Source organism: Mycolicibacter minnesotensis, assembly GCF_010731755.1.
Classification (GTDB): Bacteria; Actinomycetota; Actinomycetes; order Mycobacteriales; family Mycobacteriaceae; genus Mycobacterium; species Mycobacterium minnesotense.
This window is the reverse complement of the sequence record NZ_AP022589.1, coordinates 2,042,233-2,061,330: the sequence shown is the minus strand read 5'-3', so window position 1 is coordinate 2,061,330 and position 19,098 is coordinate 2,042,233. Positions and strand designations below refer to the sequence as shown.

Sequence of the window (19,098 nt, the reverse complement as noted above, 5' to 3'; positions counted from 1 at the left end):
CCGCCCGTCAGCTAGGTAGGGTGACGCCCATGGACTCCAGCATCACCGAATACGACACCCTCTTCATCGGCGGTAAGTGGACCGCCCCGGCGACCGACCAGGTCATTGAGGTGCACAGCCCGGCCACCGGCAAGTACGTCGGCAAGGTGCCGCTGGCGACCAAGGCCGACGTGGACGCCGCGGTGGACGCCGCCCGTGCCGCCTTCGACTCCGGACCGTGGCCGTCCACCCCGCCGGCCGAGCGAGCCAAGGTCATCGCCGCGGCCATCAAGCTGATGGAAGAGCGCAAGGACCAGTTCACCGGACTGCTGGGCGCCGAGACGGGTCAGCCCCCGCTGAGCGTCGAGACCATGCACTGGATGAGCTCGCTGGGCGCCCTGAACTTCTTCGCCGGCCCCGCCGTCGACGAGGTCAGCTGGGAAGAAGTGCGCACCGGCGCCTACGGTCAGACGATCGTGAGCCGCGAGCCGATCGGCGTGGTCGGGGCAATCGTGGCCTGGAACGTGCCCCTGTTCCTGGCGGTCAACAAGCTCGGCCCGGCCCTGCTGGCCGGCTGCACGGTGGTGCTCAAGCCGGCCGCGGAGACCCCTTTCAGTGCCAACCTGCTGGCACAGACATTCGCCGACGCGGGCCTGCCCGAGGGTGTGCTGTCGATCGTGCCCGGTGGCGCCGAGACCGGCCAGGCCCTGACCTCCCACCCCGGGGTGGACATCTTCTCCTTCACCGGCAGCTCGGCCGTCGGCAAGGAGATCGGCAAGCGCGCCGCGGACCTACTCAAGCCGTGCACGCTGGAGCTCGGCGGCAAGTCGGCGTCCATCGTGCTCGAGGACGTGGACCTGGCTTCGGCCATCCCCATGCTGGTGTTCTCCGGCATCATGAACACCGGCCAGGCCTGCGTGGCGCAGACCCGCATCCTGGCGCCGCGCTCCCGCTACGAGGAGGTCGTGGAGGCGGTCAAGAACTTCGTCACCGCGCTGCCGGTCGGCCTGCCGGATGACCCGGGCGCCCAGATCGGTTCGCTGATCAGCGCCAAGCAGCGCGAGCGGGTCGAGGGCTACATCGCCAAGGGCATCGAGGAAGGCGCCCGGCTGGTCTGCGGTGGTGGCCGCCCCGAAGGCCTGGAATCCGGCTTCTTCGTCGAGCCGACGGTGTTCGCCGACGTGGACAACTCCATGACCATCGCCCAGGAGGAGATCTTCGGGCCGGTGTTGTCGATCATCGCCTACGACACCGAGGACGACGCGATCGCGATCGCCAATGACTCGGTGTACGGCTTGGCCGGCAGCGTCTGGACCGCCGATGTGCCGCGCGGGATCGAGATCGCCAGCAAGATCCGGACCGGCACCTACGGGATCAACTGGTACGCCTTCGACCCGTGCTGCCCGTTCGGCGGCTTCAAAAACTCCGGCATCGGCCGAGAGAACGGCAAAGAGGGTGTGGAGCACTTCACTCAGCAGAAGAGCGTGCTGATGCCGATGGGCTACACCCTGCAGAGCTGAACACGTCGACTATGAGGCAAGGCCGCCGGCGGCGCGGGATCGCGCCCGCCGGCGGCTTCACCGCTGAGCAATGCTCAGAAGGCGTCCTCGGGTAGGTCCATCAACGCGAGGTCCTCGCTTTCCACGATGAGCCGATCCGATCCCAGTCGGGGTAGGACGTTGGCTGCGAAGAACCGTGCCGCGGCGACCTTTCCGCGGTAGAAGTTCTGTTCGTCTCCGGATGCCCCTTGGTCTAGTGCGGTCATCGCGATCTCAGCCTGACGCAGTAGCAGCCAGCCGATCACCAGGTCACCGACCGCCAGCAGAAACCGCACCGAACCCAAGCCAACCCGATAGAGCTCACGGGGCTCCTGTTGCGACCCGAGCATGTATCCGGTCATGGCTGCCACCATGGCTCGCGCGTCATCGAGCGCGGTCGCCAGCAGTTTGCGTGAGTCCGCCAGTTCCGGGTGGCCGTCGGCGCTGTCCAGCACCGCCTCGATCTCCCCGACCAGATGTGCCAGCGCCACACCACGATCGCGGGCGATCTTGCGGAAGAAGAAGTCCTGCGCCTGGATCGCGGTGGTGCCCTCGTAGAGCGAGTCGATCTTGGCGTCCCGGATGTACTGCTCGATCGGATAGTCCTGAAGGAAGCCCGAGCCACCGAACGTCTGCAGTGACTCGGTCAGGTACTGATAGGCCCGTTCCGAACCGACCCCTTTGACGATGGGGAGCAGTAGGTCATTGACGCGTTCGGCCATCTCGGCGTCGGCGCCGGACACGTGCATGGCGACCTGCGGGTTCTGGTGGGCTGCGGTGTAGAGGTACAGCGCACGCATGCCTTCGGCGTAGACCTTCTGCATCATCAGGGCCCGCCGCACATCCGGGTGGTGGAGGATTGTCACCCGCGGCGCAGACTTGTCGGTCATCTGGGTCAGGTCGGCGCCCTGAATGCGCGACTTGGCATACTCCAGCGCATTGAGGTAGCCCGTGGACAACGTCGCGATCGCCTTGGTACCGACCAGCATTCGCGCATATTCGATGACGTGGAACATCTGCGCGATCCCGTTGCGGGTGTCGCCGACCAACCACCCCTTGGCCGGCACACCGTGCTGGCCGAAGGTCAGTTCACAGGTGGTCGAAACCTTCAGCCCCATCTTGTGTTCCAGTCCGGTGACGAACACCCCGTTGCGCTCACCGGGCTCCCCGGTCTCGGGATCCGGCAGGAACTTGGGGACCAGAAACAGGCTGAGCCCCTTGGTTCCCGGCCCGGCGCCTTCGGGGCGGGCCAGGGTCATGTGCATGATGTTCTCGAAGAGGTCGTCGCTGTCACCGTTGGTGATGAAACGCTTGACCCCGTCGATGTGCCAGCTGCCGTCGGGCTGCTCGACGGCCTTGGTCCGGCCCGCCCCGACATCCGACCCCGCGTCGGGCTCGGTGAGCACCATAGTGGCGCCCCAGTTCCGGTCGATCGCCATGGCCGCCCAGTGTCGCTGCTGCTCGTTGCCCAGGCCGTAGAGAATGTTGGCGAAGATCGGGCCGGTCATGAACATGAACACCGCCGGGTTGGCACCCAACGCCAGTTCGTTGATGGCCCAGGACACCATCGCCGGCGCCGGCACGCCGCCGACCTCCTCGCTCAGACCGATCCGGAACCACTCGCCGGCCTGCCAGGCCCGCAGGGAGTCCTTGAACGGTTCGGGCAGTGTCACGTGGTGGGTGGCCGGATCGAACACCGGTGGATGGCGGTCGCCAGCGGCGAACGACTCGGCGACCGGCCCTTCGGCCAGCCGGGCGGCTTCGGCCAGCATCTGGCGCACGGTGTCGCCATCGAGGTCTCCGAACGCGCCGTCAGCCAGGCACTGCTCCAGGCCCAGCAGCTCGAACAGATTGAATTCCAGATCGCGGACATTGCTCTTGTAATGAGCCATGGGTCCAGCATGCACCTTGGCGCTGCGCAGGTCGGCGGAATCGCGACGTTTCAGCGCACCCTAACGCACCACGTGCAAACCCCACTGCCGCAGGAACGGATCCAGCAGGACGAAGTCGGTGGAGTAGTCATCGTCGACCGGTCCGCCCATCAGCAGACCGACCGCACTGACGGTGCCGTCCGGGTTGACCACGTAGCCGGGACTGCCGCTGTCGCCGATCGTGCTGTACACATCGGTCTCCACAAGATTGCCGACGATGGCGCTGACGGGACCGCAGGTCTCACCGGTCTGCGCACCGATCTTGCAGATCGTCATCCCGACGTGAATCTGGTCGGCGGTCAACACATTGGCCACCGGGTACCGGCCGGCGATCCTGCCGTTGGGCTGGCCGGCGGCGGGATCGAGCCGGATGATGGCGGCGTCACGGTCCTCGCCGTTGTTCTCACTTGCGGTGATCCGGCCCAGCGGCGTCTCGAAGACATCGGTCCATTCCGAGCCGTCGTGCGAATCGCAGTGTCCGCTGGTCAGCAGGAAGTAGTCGCCGTGGTCGTTCGCAGTGACGAATCCCGCCGTACAGCTGCTGTTGTCGTCCAGCACCTCGATCCCGGGCATCGGCGCGGCCGCTACCGGGCCGGCGAACGCCAGTCCCGCGGCCGCTATCAGTCCGGCCCACGCTGCCCTGGTCATCAGGTGTCCAAAACCGCGGCCACTTTGGCCTCGACATCGCCCAGGCCGGCCAGGTCGATACCGAATCGGTCGGTCAGCGCCGCACAGACCTGTGCGGCATCGTCGAAACGCACGCGCTCGGTGCCGCCACCGGCGTGGACGGTGAGGTGCCGACCGCGCAGATTCCAGCGGGCGTCGTCCATGACCAGCGCGGCGCTGAGGCCGACGACGAAGTTCGATTCGGGATGGGTGGACACATACCAACTGCCCACCTGCATGTCGATCAGGGGCCGTGGCTGCATACCCAGGATGTACAGCGGCCGCCAGCGCTCACCGATCAGCGTCTCGACCACCCACTCGTCCGCGTCGTCGCCGAGCCGACGCAGCCGAAACGGTTCGTGCGAGGTCTGCTGGACACGCTCGGAAATCATCGGGATGGGCGCCGGCGGCGTCTGCCCACCGAAGCCCACGTCGACCAGATAGCGCTGATCGGCTCCCGGGATCGTCACCGCCAGGGCCTGGTGGGTCTGCGGACTCGGCGGGCCGTCCACGCCTTGCGGGGTCATCCAGACCACCCGGGCCGCCAGCCGCTCGGCACCGAATCCGAGCGCGCAGAGCACCTCGCGCATCAGGTTGTTGTGCTCGTAGCAGTAGCCGCCGCGGGAGCGCGCGACCAGCTTGGCAGTCAGCGCCCCGGCGCTGAGGTCGGTCACCGGCACACCCATCAGCGGATCGAGATTCTCGAAGGGGATGCGGCGGACGTGGGCGGCCACCAGGGCGCCCAACGTGTCATGCGTCGGCTCAGTACCCCCGTGATAGCCAATGCGGTCGAAGTAGGCCTGCAGGTCGATGCGGAACTCCCCTCGGCTCTGGAGAACAGTGCGCTGATGGTATCCACCGCCGGGCCTGAGCCGCTAACATGGGCAAAACTAGAACACGTTTCACTTGAGGGGGCCGCGGTGGACGCACCGGACAACGACTGGTCGGACGACCTTCCCCGGCCCATCACGAAGTGGGACCCGGGCCTGACCGAGCGGGTGATGGGACTGCTGCGGCCGTTCATCAAGGGCTACCACCGCTCCGAGGTGCGGGGCCTGGAAACGTTCCCCGCCGGCGGCGCCCTGGTGGTGTCGAATCACTCCGGCGGCCTGTTCGCCATGGACGTACCGGTGTTCGCCACCGGCTTCTACGACACCTTCGGCTATGACCGTCCGGTCTACACGCTGAGCCACGACCTGATCTTCACCGGATTCACCGCCGACTTCTTCCGCAAGACCGGCTTTATCCCGGCCAACCACGCCAACGCCGACGAGGCGCTGCGCTCCGGTGGCGTGGTGGTGGTGTTCCCCGGCGGCGACTACGACGTCTATCGGCCCACCCTGGAAGAGAACACGATCGACTTCGGGGGCCGTAAGGGCTACATCCGCGCCGCGATCAACGCGGGCGTTCCCCTGGTGCCGACGGTCGGCATCGGGGGCCAAGAGAGCCAGTTCTACCTCTCCCGCGGCACCGGCCTGGCCAAGGCCCTGAGGCTGGACAAGCTGATGCGGGTCAAGATTCTGCCGATCTCGTTCGGCTTCCCGTTCGGGCTGTCCGCGGTGTTACCGGTCAACCTGCCGCTGCCCACCAAGATCGTGATGCAGGTCTGCGAGCCGATCGACATCATCGCCGAGTTCGGTGAAGACCCCGACATCGACGCCGTCGACGCCCACGTCCGTGCCGTCATGCAGGAGGCGCTGGACCGGCTCGCCCGCGAGCGCCGTCTCCCGATTCTGGGCTGAGCGGGATGGAACTGTTCGACTCGATCAACCGGGTTGGCTCGATGCTGGCGACTTTCAGCCGGGTGGGGCTGCTGGCTCCACTGCGACCAGACCGCTACATCCGGATCATTGCCGCGGCCGCGGCTGAAGGCAGCACCACGACTGTCGGGATCGCCATTGCGGCGCAGCGGTGCGGCGACCGGGCGGCGATCATCGATGAGCGCGGCACCTGCACCTACGCCGAGCTGCACCGCCGCTGCGACGCGCTGGCTGCCGGTCTGCAACGTCTGCCGGGCCGGACACCACGGGCGATCGCGTTGATGTGCCGCAATCATCGCGGCTTCATCGAGGCTCTCGCGGCGGCCAACCGGATCGGCGCCGACGTACTTCTGCTCAACACCAGCTTCGCCGGGCCGGCGCTGGCCGAAGTGGTTGCCCGCGAAGGCGTCGACCTGATCTTCTACGACGAAGAGTTCACCGCCGCAGTCGATCTGGCCGTGCCGGCAGAATCGGGTTGCACGCGCGTAGTGAGTTGGACCGACAACAAAGTCCCCGGCCTGACGGCAGACGAGTTGATCGACGCCAACGCCGGACGCAGCCCGGACCGAACGTCCCGCAGCGGCAAGCTGGTCATGCTCACCTCCGGAACCACTGGGACCCCCAAGGGCGCGCGCCGCTCCGGCAGTGGTGGCGGCGGCGTGGCCGACCTGAAGGCAATCTTCGACCGGATCCCCTGGCACACCGAAGAAACCGTGGTCATCGCCGCACCGATGTTCCACGCCTGGGGGTTCTCCCAGCTGGCGTTGGCGCTGACCATGGCCTGCACCATCGCCACGCGGCGCAAGTTCGACGCCGAAGCCACGCTGGCATTGGTCGAGAACAACAGCGCGGCCGGACTGTGTGTGGTTCCGGTCATGTTCGACCGGATCATGGCACTGCCTGACGACGTTCGAGCCCAATACCCCTGCCGATCACTACGTTTCGCCACCGCGTCCGGCTCCCGGATGCATCCCGATGTGGTGACGGCATTCATGGACGACTTCGGTGACGTGGTCTACAACAACTACAACGCCACCGAAGCCGGCATGATCGCGCTGGCGACACCACAAGACCTCCGCTACTCCCCCGACACCGCAGGCCGGCCTGCACCGGGCACCGAGATCCGCATCCTGGACTCTGATTTGGCAGAGCTTCCGGCCGGGTCGACCGGGCAGATCTTCGTCCGCAATTCCTCACAGTTCGACGGTTACACCGGCGGCGACTCGAAGCTGTTCCACGACGGCTTCATGGCATCCGGCGACTTAGGCTATTTCGACAGCACCGGAAGACTTTTCGTGGTCGGACGCGACGACGAGATGATCGTCTCCGGGGGCGAGAACGTCTATCCGATCGAGACCGAAAAGGCGCTGATCGCCCATCCCGCCGTCGCCGAAGCTGCGGTGATCGGGGTCGACGACGCCGACTACGGACAGCGCCTGGTGGCCTTCGTCGCGTTGGCCACGGGCAGCTCTGCCACCCCGGACGAGCTCAAGCAGCATGTCCGGGACAATCTGGCCAGCTACAAAGTGCCGCGCGACATCACCATCATGGACGCATTGCCGCGCAACAACACCGGCAAAGTACTGCGCCGTGAACTTCAGGCGATGGCGGGGCCGACCGAGGGCTAGGCCGGCGCCATCGCCGTCTCGACGGTGGTCAACTGCTCGGAAAGTCCAGCTGCACGGCGGATTTCGACGAACTCGTCTACCAGCGCTGTGGTCACCTCGTGCGGGTCTTCGAAGGTGGCGCCATCGGTCAGCACGGAGATGTTGAGCTGGTCCACGTAGCTCCACACGGTGATGTTCAATCCGCTGCCTGCGGTCAGCGGGCCCACCGAGTAGATCTCGGTGACCAGCGCACCGCCGACCCTGCCGCGCTCCCGCGGGCCCGGGACATTGGAAATGTTGAGGTTGAGGACCTTGTTCTGACCGTCCTTGCCCGACAGCCACCGGAACAGCGACTCCGCCGGGGCGGGCGGGAAGTACGCCGACCATCTGCTGACCAGCTCCGGACCCACCAGGTGATGGGCCTCCTTGGCCAGGTTGGCCGCCTCCCGCGCCTGGACGACCCGTTCTCGGACATCGGCCACGTCAACCGGCAGCGCGACCAATACGCCAGAGAAGCGATTTCCCGAGATCCGGTCCGGGGAGAAGTCAAAGCTCATCGGCACCGAGGCCAGCAGGGGATGATCGGCTTTGCCGTCGTAGCGCAGCAGTAGGGTGCGCAACGCCCCCGAAGATATGGCCAGCACCAGGTCATTGATGGTGACCCCCAACTGCTTACTGGTCTCCTTGATATCGGCCAGCGCCAAGGTGGCCGTGGCGAACCGCCGCTCCGGAGTCAGCATGTGGTTGAGGAAGCTGGGCGGTGGGGTGAACGGGCGGGTCAGGTCTGCGGAGAGTTTGCGGGTACTGCGCCGCACCCGTCCGATGCCCGCCGCCGTGTAGCGGATGGTCGCCGGAATCTTGCCCATCTGCCGGAAGTGGTCTTTGAACGCCGAGCGGACCAACTGTCCGCCGGTGGGCGCCGGGTCGGTCTCGTAGGAATCCCGGTCGAACTGGGGACCGGCCAGAAGATCCATCCCGCGCGCCATCAGATTGGCCGAGGCGATTCCGTCGGCGAGGGCGTGGTGGATCTTGCCGACCACCGCGATCCGGTTGTTGGCCAGGCCGTCGACGAAGTACATCTCCCACAGCGGACGGCTGCGATCCAGCGGGGTGCTGCCGATCTCGCCGATGGCCTCGTCGAGTTCGCGACGCCCACCGGGAGCAGGCAGTGACCACGGCCGGATGTGGTACGCCAGATCAAGCTCGCAGTTCTCCCGCCACATCGGGTGGTGGAACTTGCCGGGAATGTCAACCAGCTGATAGCGGAACGGGCCCAGCTTGTAGAGCCTGCCATGGATCACTCGACGGAAGGCCTCGACATCGAACCCCTGCCGGTTGGCGTCCAGCTCGATCACCGCGATCTTGAGGGTGTGCATATGCACGTTCGCCGTCTCGCTGTACAACAGCATGGCATCCCATCCGGAAAGCCGCTTCACCCCAGATCCCTCTCCATGAACGGACCATACCGTGACGCCACGGCCCGCGGGTTCAGATGATCTGTTTGTTGCCCACCGTCGCGCGGTCGCGGTGAATCTGGTTGAGGAACAAACCGATTGCCGTGCTCGTCGCTCCGGTCCGGGCGCCGTCGGTCATGTCGAACCCGTGTCCGGCCCCCGGCAGTTCCAAGTACCCGACCTTGGACCGCGAAACCGCCCGCAACCGGTCGGCAAAGCTGCGGGCCTGCTGCACGGGGATCACGGTGTCGGCGCTGCCATGCACCACCAGGAACGGCGGCGCATCCGGATGCACCCGGGCGATCGGGGAAGCCTGCTCGTAGATGTCGCGGTGCCGACGCAGTGACCGACCGACGACCACGCGCTCCAGGAAGTCGACGAACGCGACTCGTTCGGGGGTGGAGCGGTCCTCCCAGTCGTAGCGGCCATAGATCCCGACCACCGCGTCGACCGAGGTGTCGCCTCCGGCGGGCAGTTGGTCGGCGTATTCACGATCGTCGACGGCACTGCCGGTCAACCCCGCCAGGGCAGCCAGGTGCCCGCCGGCCGAAGCACCCGCCACGGCCACGAAGTTACGGTCGCCGCCGAACTTGTCGACGTTGGCGTGCGCCCAGGCGATCGCGGTCTTGACGTCGATGATGTGGCTCGGCCACCGATTGTGCGGCGCCACCCGGTAGTCGATCGACAGGCACACCCAGCCGCGCTCGGCCAGATGTGACAGCAGCGCATAGCCCTGCAGCACGCGGTTGCCGTGCACCCAGGCCCCGCCGGGAACGTAGATCAGCACCGGGGCAGGTCCGTCGGGCAGCTCACGCGGCCGCCACACATCCAATACCTGGGCAGGGTCATTGCCGTACCGCACGCCGGAGCGATGGATGTATCGCCGGTGCTGCAGGGCCTTGGCCACCGGCGGGACCTGCTCGGGCTGCGGCCATTCGATGTCGAGGTCGGCCGCCGAGACGACGCCGCGCAGCGCGGCATCGCTGACCGCGTGGGTCTGCTCGCGCGCCTGCCTGCGGGCGGTGGCCGCCCCCGGTGCCAGCCAGGACTTGGCGGCGTTGGAGAAGAACTCCGGCATGTGGCGCGTACCCCAGACGCTCATGGCGGTCATTCCGCCCAGCGGTTCCAGGTGCTTGCCCACCAGCGGCAGCGAGGCCGAAGCCACGCTCATCGCCAGCAGGTAGTCGGTGGTGCGGGCCCGCTTGAGCCAACGCAGCCGGGCGGCCAGGTTGAGTCCGCTCTCCGGGGTCTGCGATCGTCCGGTCATTGCGGCAGGGTACCGCGCGCGAGCGCCCTGCCGGCCGCGATCGGTGGGTTGGCAACGCGACGTTTACGGAGGCGGTAATACTGGCCCGATGGTGAGCAGCGGTTTTCATCCAGATCTGCGCAGAACAGCCCGCTTCCTTCCGCGTGGCGGGGTCGGACCCCGACTCCTGCCGGTGCTGCAGGCTCTCGGCGGGATCCAGGGCCGACGCACCCCCGCCGACGTCGAGATTCAGGGGTTGCCCTCGGGAGCCACCGTCCGCATCTTTCGGCCGCCGAATCCGCCTACCGGCGCCGCCCCGGCGCTGTTGTGGATCCACGGGGGCGGCTACATCATCGGCACGGCCGCCCAAGACGACCGGCTGTGCCGCAGGTTCAGCGCGGAACTGGGTGCCACGGTCGTGTCGGTGGACTACCGGCTAGCGCCGCAACAGCCCTATCCGGCTGCGTTGGAGGACTGCTGGGCAGCGTTGACCCTGCTGGCCGAGCTGCCCGGCGTTGATGCGGCCCGGGTCGCGATCGGCGGTGCCAGTGCGGGCGGCGGGCTGGCCGCCGCGCTGGCGCAGTTGGCCGTCGACCGCGCTCAGATCTCCCCCGTGCTGCAACTGCTGGTGTACCCGATGCTCGATGACCGCAGCGCGGCACTGCCGGCCAATCGGAGTTACCGGTTGTGGAATCCGCGGAGCAACCTGTTTGGTTGGACTTCATACCTCGGTGGCGCCGATCCGCAGGTCGCGGTGCCGGCCCGGCGCGCTGACCTCAACGGTCTGGCACCGGCCTGGATCGGAGTGGGCACAGTGGACTTGTTCTATGACGAGGACCTGGACTACGCCGCTCGGCTGCGTGAAGCCGGGGTGCCCTGCACGGTCGAGACCGTTTCCGGGGCATTCCACGGGTTCGATCGATTGGTGCCCAAAGCGGTCGTCTCACAAGCGTTCTTCGCCAGCCAATGCGCGACCCTGCGGGGCGCCTTTTCGCTCGCACGGGAAGGCTGATCCGGTGACCGGCTCCAGCCCCGAGGAATTGCGCGCACTGCGCGGTGCGGTCGCAGAGTTGATGACCAAACGCTCACCCGACGACGATGTCTGGTCGGAATTGGCGGCGATGGGCCTGCTCGGGCTGTTGGTGCCCGAGCAGTACGGCGGCGCAGGTGCCGGATTGGTCGAAGTAGGCGTCGTGGCCGAAGAGTTGGGCCGAGTTCTGTACGCCGGACCGTATCTGTCGACGGCGGTGCTGGCTGTCAATCTTCTTCTGGCGGCCGCTGATCCGGCGCAATGCGAGGCGGTTCTGCCGTCAATCGCTGCCGGACGCACCCGCGTCGCGGTCGCCTTCGCAGAGGGCACTTCAACCCGCCCACCTGGGACGCCGGCTACCACGGCCCGCGGCGCAGCGGCCCCACTGATCTCCGGCGAGAAGCGCTTCGTCCTCGACGCAGACACCGCCGACCTGCTCTATGTGCTGGCCGACGCCGAGGATGGACCCGGGATCTTTGCCGTCGACCCGGCCGGCCCAGGGGTGGTAGTTGAGCCTCTGACCAGCATCGATACCTCCCGCCGACTCTGTGTCGTGCGCCTGTCCGACGCCCCGGCAACGCCGGTGGGATCGGCCGGCGGCACCGCGCTGACCAACGCGCTGGACCGTTCCGCGGTCGCGCTGCTCGGCGAACAGGCCGGCGCAGCGCGCTTTGCCATGGAGATGGCCCGTGACTACGCCAAGACCCGCTACCAGTTCGGCCGCGCTATCGGCAGCTTCCAAGCCGTCAAGCACATGTGCGCCGACATGCTGCTGGAGGCCGAGTCAGCAGTGTCGGCGGCCCGCCATGTGGCCGCGGCCGGCACCGACGATGCCGCCGGCTGGGCCGCAGATCTGGCACTGGCCCAGGCCTATTGCTCGGACGCATTCGTCTTCGTAGGAGCCACCAACATTCAGGTGCACGGCGGAATAGGCTTCACCTGGGAACATCCCGCCCACCGGTATCTGCGCCGGGCCCGCAGCGACGCACACCTTTTCGGCAGCCCATCCTGGCACCGTGAGCGCTACCTCCAAGAGATCGGAACGTGAGATGACGCTGCCCGACGCAGACGACGACGCACTTCGTCACGAGGTGCGGGAATGGCTGGCCGCCAACTGGTCACCCGGGATCGAGCGGGCCACTTTCGCCGCCGCGGTGCTCGCCGCCGGGTGGACCGTCCCGAGTTGGGAACCGGAGTGTTATGGCCGCGGGCTGACTGACCGTCAATCACGCTTAGTGGCAGCGGAGTTCGCTGCAGCGGGAGCACCGGGATGCGGGCATGACCGGGGCGATCTTTTCGCCTGCACCATCCACGACCGCGGTTCCGAGGAGCAGAAGCGCCGCCTGCTGCCTCCGGCGCTACGCGGCGAGACCAAGTCATGTCTGCTCTACAGCGAGCCCGGCGCCGGATCGGATCTAGCCGGTCTGCGCACCCGGGCCGAACGCGACGGTGACGAGTGGATCATCAACGGGCAGAAGGTCTGGACATCGTTCGCGACCACCGCTGACTACGGCATGCTAGTGGCGCGTACCAACCCGGACGTACCGAAACACGACGGCATCACGTTCTTCATGCTGCCGATGCGCCAGCCCGGCGTGGAGGTCCGGCCGATCCACCAGATCACCGGCGAGTCGGAGTTCAACGAGGTTTTCCTGACCGACGCCCGGGTTCCCGACGCCAATCGAATCGGCGAGCCCGGCCAGGGTTGGTCAGTGCTTCAGGTCGCGCTGGGCTACGAACGTCGCCTGATGGGCGATGTCGCGCGGACCGCCCGCCGCAAGGAGAAGTCCAGTGGGCTCGTCGAATTGGCGCGCGACACCGGCTGCATCGGGGATGCACATATCCGCCAGCAGATCGCCCGTACGCAAGCGCTGTCGACGGTGAACCGTTGGAACAACCAGCGGGCCAAGACCAGCACCGACCGCGCCGAGTCGGCGACCCTGCTGGCGCTCGGCAAGATCGCGATGTCACGGATACTGCATGAGACCGCCCGGGTTCAGACGGAGATAATCGGTGCGGAGTCGATGCTCAGCGGTCCGGAGAATCCGGTCGGTGACGCCGTGACCTTTCGCGCACTCAACGCCTACTTCACCTCGATCGGTGGCGGCACAGACCAGATTCAGCGCAACATCATCGGCGAACGGGTGTTGGGCCTGCCCAAGGAACCGGACCCCTATCGTGACGCCCCGTTCCGGGAGCTGCCGCACTAGCGGATGCTCAGAACTGCAGCGCGGTGAAGCGCCAGTCCAAAACCTGGCGATCCGGCTCACCAGCGGTTGCCACGGCGTAGACCAGCGACCGCAGTTCGAGCACGTTGTCGTGGGCGGATTCCACCCGCAGCTCGCTGTAGAGCGTGTCCCCTTCGTGGACCGGAGCGGTGTGATCGCAGGACTGCCAGCTCAATACCGTCGCAAGATTCGGCAACAGCCGGGATGCCTGCGCCAGCGCCAGGCCGATGGTGTGCCCGCCGTAGACCAGCCGTGTCCCAGCGACCCGCGAGTCATGATGCGTGGCTGCGATGTTGAGCGTCAATCGAGCAAGCTCGGGGGCGCAGGACACCACATCGCCGGTGCTCGTCAGGACGGCGCCGGCCAGGCCCGCGTCGAAGTGCGGCCCCGGCACGCGGCGGCGAAACTCCGCGGCGGCCCAGCCTGCGGTCACGTCCGGCGGTGTGGCGAGCCCGGCACCGATCGCGGAAAGGTCGTCGCGGTGGCCGGTGGCGTCACGGTCTGAACCCTCTGGACTCAGCGGCAGCATCGCGCAGCGATAGAAGTCGAGCACCGGCCGATCTACCTGGTCGAGGGTGGTCACTCGCAGCGCTACCAGCCCGGTGGAGTCACGCCCGGGCTTCACTGAGTTCTGCTTCAGTCCAACGACTTCCGTACGTGTGAACAGGGTGTCGCCGATCACCGGGTATCGAAAGAAGGCCAGCCCGCGGTAGAAGAGATTGGCCTTCACGCGGCGTGTGACACAGGTGGACTGTCCGATCGCGACATCGCAGACCAGCCCTGGATGTGCCAGTGGTGTCGTCGAGCCGATCACCGCTCGGGACAATTCAGCGTCCAGCGGCAGGCGCAATCGGTCTCCGAGGATCGCCTGGTGCAGTGCAGCCGCACCGTCCGTCAGGGTCATCGCCGGAGCGGCGTCGAACACCTGACCGACCCGGAGGTCATCGAAGTAGGGGCCGTCGGTCATGGGAAAATCCTGGCATACGGTGAACTGGTGAACCGCGAAGAATCGATCTTGGTCGAAACCGTGCGCCAGTTCATCGACCGTGAGGTGAAGCCGACGGTCCGCGAAGTCGAGCACGCCAACACCTACCCGCAGGCCTGGATCGACCAGATGAAGCACCTCGGCATCTACGGTCTGGCCGTTCCCGAGGAATACGGCGGCACGCCGGTTTCGATGCCGTGCTACGTGCTGGTCACGCAGGAACTGGCACGCGGCTGGATGAGCCTGGCCGGGGCGATGGGCGGGCACACCGTCGTCGCCAAGCTGCTGACCCTGTTCGGCACCCCGGAGCAGAAGCAGCGTTATCTGCCGGCCATGGCCACCGGAGCCCTGCGCGCCACCATGGCCCTGACCGAGCCGAGCGGCGGCAGCGACCTGCAGAACATGACGACGTTCGCCGCGCCTGCCACCTCTCCCGACACCCTGGTGATCAATGGCGCCAAGACCTGGATCTCCAACGCCCGCAACTCCGGACTTATTGCGCTGCTGGCCAAGACCGATCCGAAGGCCACCCCGCGACACCGTGGCATCTCGGTGCTGCTGGTGGACAACCCCTGTGCCGGGCTGAGGATCTCCCGGGATCTGCCGAAGCTGGGCTACAAAGGAGTGGAGAGTTGCGAGCTGAGCTTCGACGGGTGCCACGTGCCGGCGTCGGCGGTGCTCGGGGGTAGCCCCGGCGACGGTTTCGCCCAGATGATGAAGGGCCTGGAGACCGGACGTATTCAGGTGGCGGCGCGGGCGCTGGGCGTGGCGACGGCCGCCCTGGAAGACGCGCTGGCCTACGCCCAGCAGCGGGAGAGCTTCGGCCAGCCGATCTGGAAGCACCAGAGTGTGGGCAACTACCTCGCTGAGATGGCCACTCGGCTGACCGCAGCCCGCCAGCTGACCCGCTACGCAGCCGAACGCTACGACAGCGGGCAACGATGCGACATGGAGGCCGGCATGGCCAAACTCTTCGCCTCAGAAGCCGCCATGGAGATCGCACTCAACGCGGTGCGCATCCACGGCGGGTACGGCTACTCCACCGAGTACGACGTCGAACGCTACTTCCGCGACGCGCCTCTGATGATCGTCGGCGAGGGCACCAACGAGATCCAGCGCAATGTGATCGCGGCGCAACTGGTGGCGCGCGGCGGGATCTGACCTCGCGGCGCTACGCCGAGTACTTGGCGATCAGCTCGTTCTTGTAGAGCTTGCCGGTGTCGGTACGCGGCAACTGCTCCTCGAAAGCGATCGAGCGCGGGCATTTGTAGTGCGCCAAGCGATCCCGCACCCATGCCAGCAGTTCTGCCGCGAATTCGGGCGTGGCGTCTGCTGGGTCGACGGTCTGTACCGCGGCCTTCACGCTCTGGCCCATCTCGTCGTCGGGAATGCCGAACACGGCCGCGTCCAACACCTGCGGGTGGGTGATCAACAGGTTTTCGGCTTCCTGCGGGTAGATGTTCACCCCGCCGGAGATGATCATGTGGTGCCGCCGGTCGGTGAGGTACAGGTAGCCCTCGTCGTCCAGATATCCGACGTCGCCGACGGTCGTCCAGCCTTGTGCGTGACGCGATTTCGCGGTCTTGTCCGGATCGTTGAGGTATTCGAAGGCGTTGCCGCCCTCGAAGTAGATCTCACCGGGCTGACCTGCGGGCAGCTCGTTGCCGTCCTCATCGAGGATGTGGACCGCTCCGAGCATGGCCTTGCCCACCGAGCCGGGATGCTTGAGCCACTCGTCGGCACTGATGAGCGTGGAGCCGTGCGCTTCCGAGGAGGCGTAGTACTCGTCGACGATCGGACCCCACCAGTCGATCATCTGCTGCTTGATCTCCACCGGACACGGCGCAGCGGCGTGCATCACTCGCTTGAGGCTTGAGACGTCGTAGGAATCACGCACTGCGGAAGGAAGTTTCAGCATCCGAGTGAAGTGCGCCGGCACGAACTGCCCATGGGTGACGCCATAACGCCGGATGGCGTCGAGCGCAGACTCCGCGTCGAACTTCTCCATGACCACCGTGGTCAAGCCGGCCGCCTGCACCTGCATCGACCACACCGACGGTGCGGTGTGATACAGCGGTGCGGGACTCAAGTAGATGGCTCCGGGCCCCATCCACACCGAGACCAGCATCGCCATCAGGCCCGGCACCTCGGCCGGCGGCAGATGTGGCAACGGACGTTTGATGCCCTTGGGGCGCCCGGTGGTACCCGACGAGTACTGCAGCAGGTCACCCTCGATTTCGTCATCGATGGGCGTATCGGGTTGATCGGCGACGCATTCCGGGTAGCGCTGCCAGCCGACCAGGTCGTCATCGGCGATGATTCGCAGCTCAGCGCGGTCGGCCGCCTCCAACTCAGCCAGATCAGCGCAGACGTCGCGCAGCGCCGCCGAGCCGATGATCGCCTTGGCGTTGCTGTTGTCGATGATGTAGCCGATCTCGGCGGCGGTCAGATGGGTGTTGATCGGCACGTAGTACAGCCCGCTGCGCCGCGCCGCCCACATCGCCACGTGGAAGTGCTCGTTGTTCTCCATGAGGATCGCGACGACGTCACCCTCCACCAGCCCGGCATTTCGGAAGTAGTGCGCCAGCCGGTTTGCCCGGGCTTCCAGCTCACCGAAGGTGACGACGGTGCCCGACGGGTGCAGGATGACAGCTGGATTGTCGGCATCGAGGTGCTCGCGAATCTGCATGCGCTGACTGTACCCACGCCGTAATTGACGGGTGTCAAGTGGTGGCGTTGACGCCCGGGGCCGACGCGAAAGCCCCCGGAAGGCCGGCTTCCGAGGGCTTTGGCGATGTCGCGTGCTGGTACTAACCCAGTCGCTGCTTCAGAGCGTCGAACTCGTCGCGCAGGCCGGTCGGCAGCTTGTCGCCGATGAACTCGAACCACTCCTCGATCAGCGGCAGCTCCGCGCGCCACTCGTCGGCGTCAACGATCAGCGCCTGGTCCACGTCGGCGGCGGTGACGTCCAGCCCGTCCAGGTCCAGGTCGGCAGCGGTGGGCACCGTACCGATCGGGGTCTCCTGGCCGCCGGCATTGCCTTCGACCCGCTCGACGATCCACTTCAGCACCCGGCTGTTCTCGCCGAAGCCCGGCCACAGGAAGCGGCCGCCCTCGCCACGACGGAACCAGTTGACGAAGAACACCTTCGGCAACTTCGACTCGTCGGAGTGCTTGCCGGTGTCGATCCAGTGCTGCATGTAGTCCCCGGCGTTGTAGCCGATGAACGGCAGCATCGCCATCGGGTCGCGGCGCACCTTGCCGACGGTGCCCTCGGCCGCGGCGGTCTGCTCACTGCCCATGGTGGCGCCGATGAAGACACCGTGCTGCCAGTCGCGCGCCTGGCTCACCAGCGGCACCGTGGTCTTGCGACGGGCACCGAACAGAATCGCCGAGATCGGCACGCCCTGCGGGTCGTCCCACTCCGGAGCCAGGATCGGGCACTGCGACATCGGGGTGCAGTAGCGCGAGTTCGGGTGCGCGGCAGGAGTGTCCGACTCGGGCGTCCAGTCCTTGCCCTTCCAGTCGGTGAGGTGCGCCGGGGTCTCCCCGTCAATGCCCTCCCACCAGATGTCGTTGTCATCGGTGTGGCCGACGTTGGTGTAGACGGTGTTCCCGCGCTCGAGCGTGATCATCGCGTTCGGGTTGGAGCTGCGGCTGGTACCTGGCGCCACACCGAAGAATCCCGCCTCCGGGTTCACCGCGTAGAGCCGGCCGTCCTTGCCGAACCGCATCCACGCGATGTCGTCACCGAGGGTCTCGGCCCGCCAGCCCGGGATGGTCGGCTGGATCATCGCCAGGTTGGTCTTGCCGCAGGCCGACGGGAACGCGGCGGCCACGTAGTAGGCCTTGTTCTCCGGCGAGATCAGCTTGAGGATCAGCATGTGCTCGGCCAGCCAGCCCTCGTCGTGGGCCATCGCCGACGCGATGCGCAGTGCGTAGCACTTCTTGCCCAGCAGGGCGTTTCCGCCGTAACCCGAACCGTAGCTCCAGATCTCGCGAGTCTCCGGGAAGTGGGTGATGTACTTCTCGGAGTTGCACGGCCACGGCACGTCTTTCTCGCCGTCGGCCAGCGGAGCGCCGACCGAGTGCAGGCCCTTGACGTAGGCACCGTCGGTGCCGATCTTCTCCAGGGCCGCCGTGCCCATCCGGGTCATCACCTTCATCGAGGCGACGACGTAGGGCGAGTCGGTGATCTCGACGCCCAACTTCGGGTCCTCGGCGCCGAGCGGGCCCATGCAGAACGGGATGACGTACATGGTGCGACCGCGCATGCAACCGCGGTACAGCTCCGTCATGGTGGCCCGCATCTCGTCCGGGTCCATCCAGTTGTTGGTGGGGCCAGCGCCTTCCTTGGTGCGGCTACAGATGAAGGTGCGTGACTCGACCCGCGCGACATCGGCCGGGTCGGACAGTGCCAGGTAGGAGTTCGGCTTCTTCTTCTCGTCGAGCTTGACCGCCGCGCCGGACTCCACCAGCAGGGCCATCAGTCGGTTCCACTCCTCCTCGGAACCGTCCGACCACTCCACCCGGTCTGGCTGCGTGAGCTCCGCGACTTCCCGCACCCAGGCCAACAACTCGCCATGCTTCGTCGGGGCGGTGTCCAGACCGGGAATGGTCGCTGAGGTCATTGAGCTCTCCTGTGTAACCTGTGTCACTCGGTGGCGTTGTCGC

Annotated in this window: 15 protein-coding genes; 7 read left to right on the top strand and 8 right to left on the bottom strand. The window is 66.7% G+C overall.

The window, feature by feature from the left end:
* The first annotated feature begins 29 nt into the window (after positions 1–29).
* Positions 30–1,499 (top strand): aldehyde dehydrogenase, encoded by a 1,470-nt coding sequence (locus G6N09_RS09545; protein WP_083026440.1) that lies wholly within the window; start codon positions 30–32, stop codon positions 1,497–1,499.
* 74 nt (positions 1,500–1,573) lie between these two features.
* On the opposite strand, the gene G6N09_RS09540 is transcribed toward G6N09_RS09545, so the two are convergent.
* The 3 genes from G6N09_RS09540 to G6N09_RS09530 are packed head-to-tail and all read right to left on the bottom strand — an operon-like array spanning position 1,574 to position 4,926.
* Positions 1,574–3,409 carry an acyl-CoA dehydrogenase gene (locus G6N09_RS09540; RefSeq protein ID WP_083026437.1) on the bottom strand — a complete coding sequence of 612 codons (1,836 nt, stop codon included), beginning with the start codon at positions 3,407–3,409 and terminating at the stop codon, positions 1,574–1,576.
* Between the two features lie 60 nt (positions 3,410–3,469).
* Entirely contained in the window at positions 3,470–4,096 is a 627-nt protein-coding gene (locus tag G6N09_RS09535; RefSeq protein ID WP_083026436.1) for a S1 family peptidase, read from the bottom strand.
* On the bottom strand, positions 4,096–4,926 hold the full coding sequence (locus tag G6N09_RS09530; RefSeq protein ID WP_083026434.1) for an arylamine N-acetyltransferase family protein: 831 nt from the start codon (positions 4,924–4,926) through the stop codon (positions 4,096–4,098). The genes G6N09_RS09535 and G6N09_RS09530 overlap by 1 nt, the downstream gene beginning before the upstream one ends.
* A gap of 189 nt (positions 4,927–5,115) precedes the next feature.
* Between G6N09_RS09530 and G6N09_RS09525 the strand changes: the two genes are divergently transcribed.
* Together G6N09_RS09525 and fadD12 are read left to right on the top strand one after the other, a co-directional pair.
* The gene (locus G6N09_RS09525; protein WP_234708209.1) at positions 5,116–5,856 is read left to right on the top strand and encodes a 1-acyl-sn-glycerol-3-phosphate acyltransferase; all 741 of its coding nucleotides are present in this window, start codon (positions 5,116–5,118) and stop codon (positions 5,854–5,856) included.
* A 5-nt stretch (positions 5,857–5,861) separates the two neighbouring features.
* Positions 5,862–7,502 (top strand): acyl-CoA ligase FadD12, encoded by a 1,641-nt coding sequence (gene fadD12 / locus G6N09_RS09520; RefSeq protein ID WP_083026430.1) that lies wholly within the window; start codon positions 5,862–5,864, stop codon positions 7,500–7,502.
* Here fadD12 and G6N09_RS09515 read toward each other — a convergent pair.
* Both G6N09_RS09515 and G6N09_RS09510 read right to left on the bottom strand, forming a co-directional pair.
* Positions 7,499–8,917 (bottom strand): WS/DGAT/MGAT family O-acyltransferase, encoded by a 1,419-nt coding sequence (locus G6N09_RS09515; RefSeq protein WP_083026428.1) that lies wholly within the window; start codon positions 8,915–8,917, stop codon positions 7,499–7,501. The genes fadD12 and G6N09_RS09515 overlap by 4 nt on opposite strands.
* Positions 8,918–8,969: 52 nt before the next feature.
* Positions 8,970–10,202, bottom strand: a complete 1,233-nt coding sequence (locus G6N09_RS09510) for an alpha/beta hydrolase (RefSeq protein ID WP_083026425.1) — start codon at positions 10,200–10,202, stop codon at positions 8,970–8,972.
* An 88-nt stretch (positions 10,203–10,290) separates the two neighbouring features.
* Between G6N09_RS09510 and G6N09_RS09505 the strand changes: the two genes are divergently transcribed.
* The 3 genes from G6N09_RS09505 to G6N09_RS09495 are packed head-to-tail and all read left to right on the top strand — an operon-like array spanning position 10,291 to position 13,421.
* On the top strand, positions 10,291–11,193 hold the full coding sequence (locus G6N09_RS09505; RefSeq protein ID WP_083026423.1) for an alpha/beta hydrolase: 903 nt from the start codon (positions 10,291–10,293) through the stop codon (positions 11,191–11,193).
* Between the two features lie 4 nt (positions 11,194–11,197).
* Positions 11,198–12,259, top strand: coding sequence for an acyl-CoA dehydrogenase family protein (locus G6N09_RS09500; RefSeq protein WP_234807038.1), 1,062 nt, complete (start codon positions 11,198–11,200; stop codon positions 12,257–12,259).
* Between the two features lies 1 nt (position 12,260).
* Positions 12,261–13,421 (top strand): acyl-CoA dehydrogenase family protein, encoded by a 1,161-nt coding sequence (locus G6N09_RS09495; RefSeq protein WP_083026421.1) that lies wholly within the window; start codon positions 12,261–12,263, stop codon positions 13,419–13,421.
* 7 nt (positions 13,422–13,428) lie between these two features.
* On the opposite strand, the gene G6N09_RS09490 is transcribed toward G6N09_RS09495, so the two are convergent.
* Complete coding sequence (locus tag G6N09_RS09490) at positions 13,429–14,406, bottom strand: MaoC family dehydratase (protein WP_083026551.1); 978 nt, start codon at positions 14,404–14,406, stop codon at positions 13,429–13,431.
* Between the two features lie 27 nt (positions 14,407–14,433).
* On the opposite strand from G6N09_RS09490, the gene G6N09_RS09485 reads away from it, so the two are divergent.
* Positions 14,434–15,585 (top strand): acyl-CoA dehydrogenase family protein, encoded by a 1,152-nt coding sequence (locus G6N09_RS09485; protein WP_109558944.1) that lies wholly within the window; start codon positions 14,434–14,436, stop codon positions 15,583–15,585.
* Positions 15,586–15,595: 10 nt separating this feature from the next.
* Here G6N09_RS09485 and fadD4 read toward each other — a convergent pair whose 3' ends face one another.
* Together fadD4 and G6N09_RS09475 are read right to left on the bottom strand one after the other, a co-directional pair.
* Positions 15,596–17,113 carry a fatty-acid--CoA ligase FadD4 gene (gene fadD4, locus G6N09_RS09480; RefSeq protein WP_083026418.1) on the bottom strand — a complete coding sequence of 506 codons (1,518 nt, stop codon included), beginning with the start codon at positions 17,111–17,113 and terminating at the stop codon, positions 15,596–15,598.
* A 121-nt stretch (positions 17,114–17,234) separates the two neighbouring features.
* Positions 17,235–19,055 (bottom strand): phosphoenolpyruvate carboxykinase (GTP), encoded by a 1,821-nt coding sequence (locus tag G6N09_RS09475; protein WP_083026417.1) that lies wholly within the window; start codon positions 19,053–19,055, stop codon positions 17,235–17,237.
* Between the last annotated feature and the right edge of the window lie 43 nt (positions 19,056–19,098).

Coding starts and splice junctions, on each gene's coding strand:
- G6N09_RS09545 (WP_083026440.1), top strand. CDS start 30: ATGGACTCCAGCATCACCGAATACGACACCCTCTTCATCGGCGGTAAG.
- G6N09_RS09540 (WP_083026437.1), bottom strand. CDS start 3,409: ATGGCTCATTACAAGAGCAATGTCCGCGATCTGGAATTCAATCTGTTC.
- G6N09_RS09535 (WP_083026436.1), bottom strand. CDS start 4,096: ATGACCAGGGCAGCGTGGGCCGGACTGATAGCGGCCGCGGGACTGGCG.
- G6N09_RS09525 (WP_234708209.1), top strand. CDS start 5,116: ATGGGACTGCTGCGGCCGTTCATCAAGGGCTACCACCGCTCCGAGGTG.
- fadD12 (WP_083026430.1), top strand. CDS start 5,862: ATGGAACTGTTCGACTCGATCAACCGGGTTGGCTCGATGCTGGCGACT.
- G6N09_RS09510 (WP_083026425.1), bottom strand. CDS start 10,202: ATGACCGGACGATCGCAGACCCCGGAGAGCGGACTCAACCTGGCCGCC.
- G6N09_RS09505 (WP_083026423.1), top strand. CDS start 10,291: ATGGTGAGCAGCGGTTTTCATCCAGATCTGCGCAGAACAGCCCGCTTC.
- G6N09_RS09495 (WP_083026421.1), top strand. CDS start 12,261: ATGACGCTGCCCGACGCAGACGACGACGCACTTCGTCACGAGGTGCGG.
- G6N09_RS09490 (WP_083026551.1), bottom strand. CDS start 14,406: ATGACCGACGGCCCCTACTTCGATGACCTCCGGGTCGGTCAGGTGTTC.
- fadD4 (WP_083026418.1), bottom strand. CDS start 17,113: ATGCAGATTCGCGAGCACCTCGATGCCGACAATCCAGCTGTCATCCTG.
- G6N09_RS09475 (WP_083026417.1), bottom strand. CDS start 19,055: ATGACCTCAGCGACCATTCCCGGTCTGGACACCGCCCCGACGAAGCAT.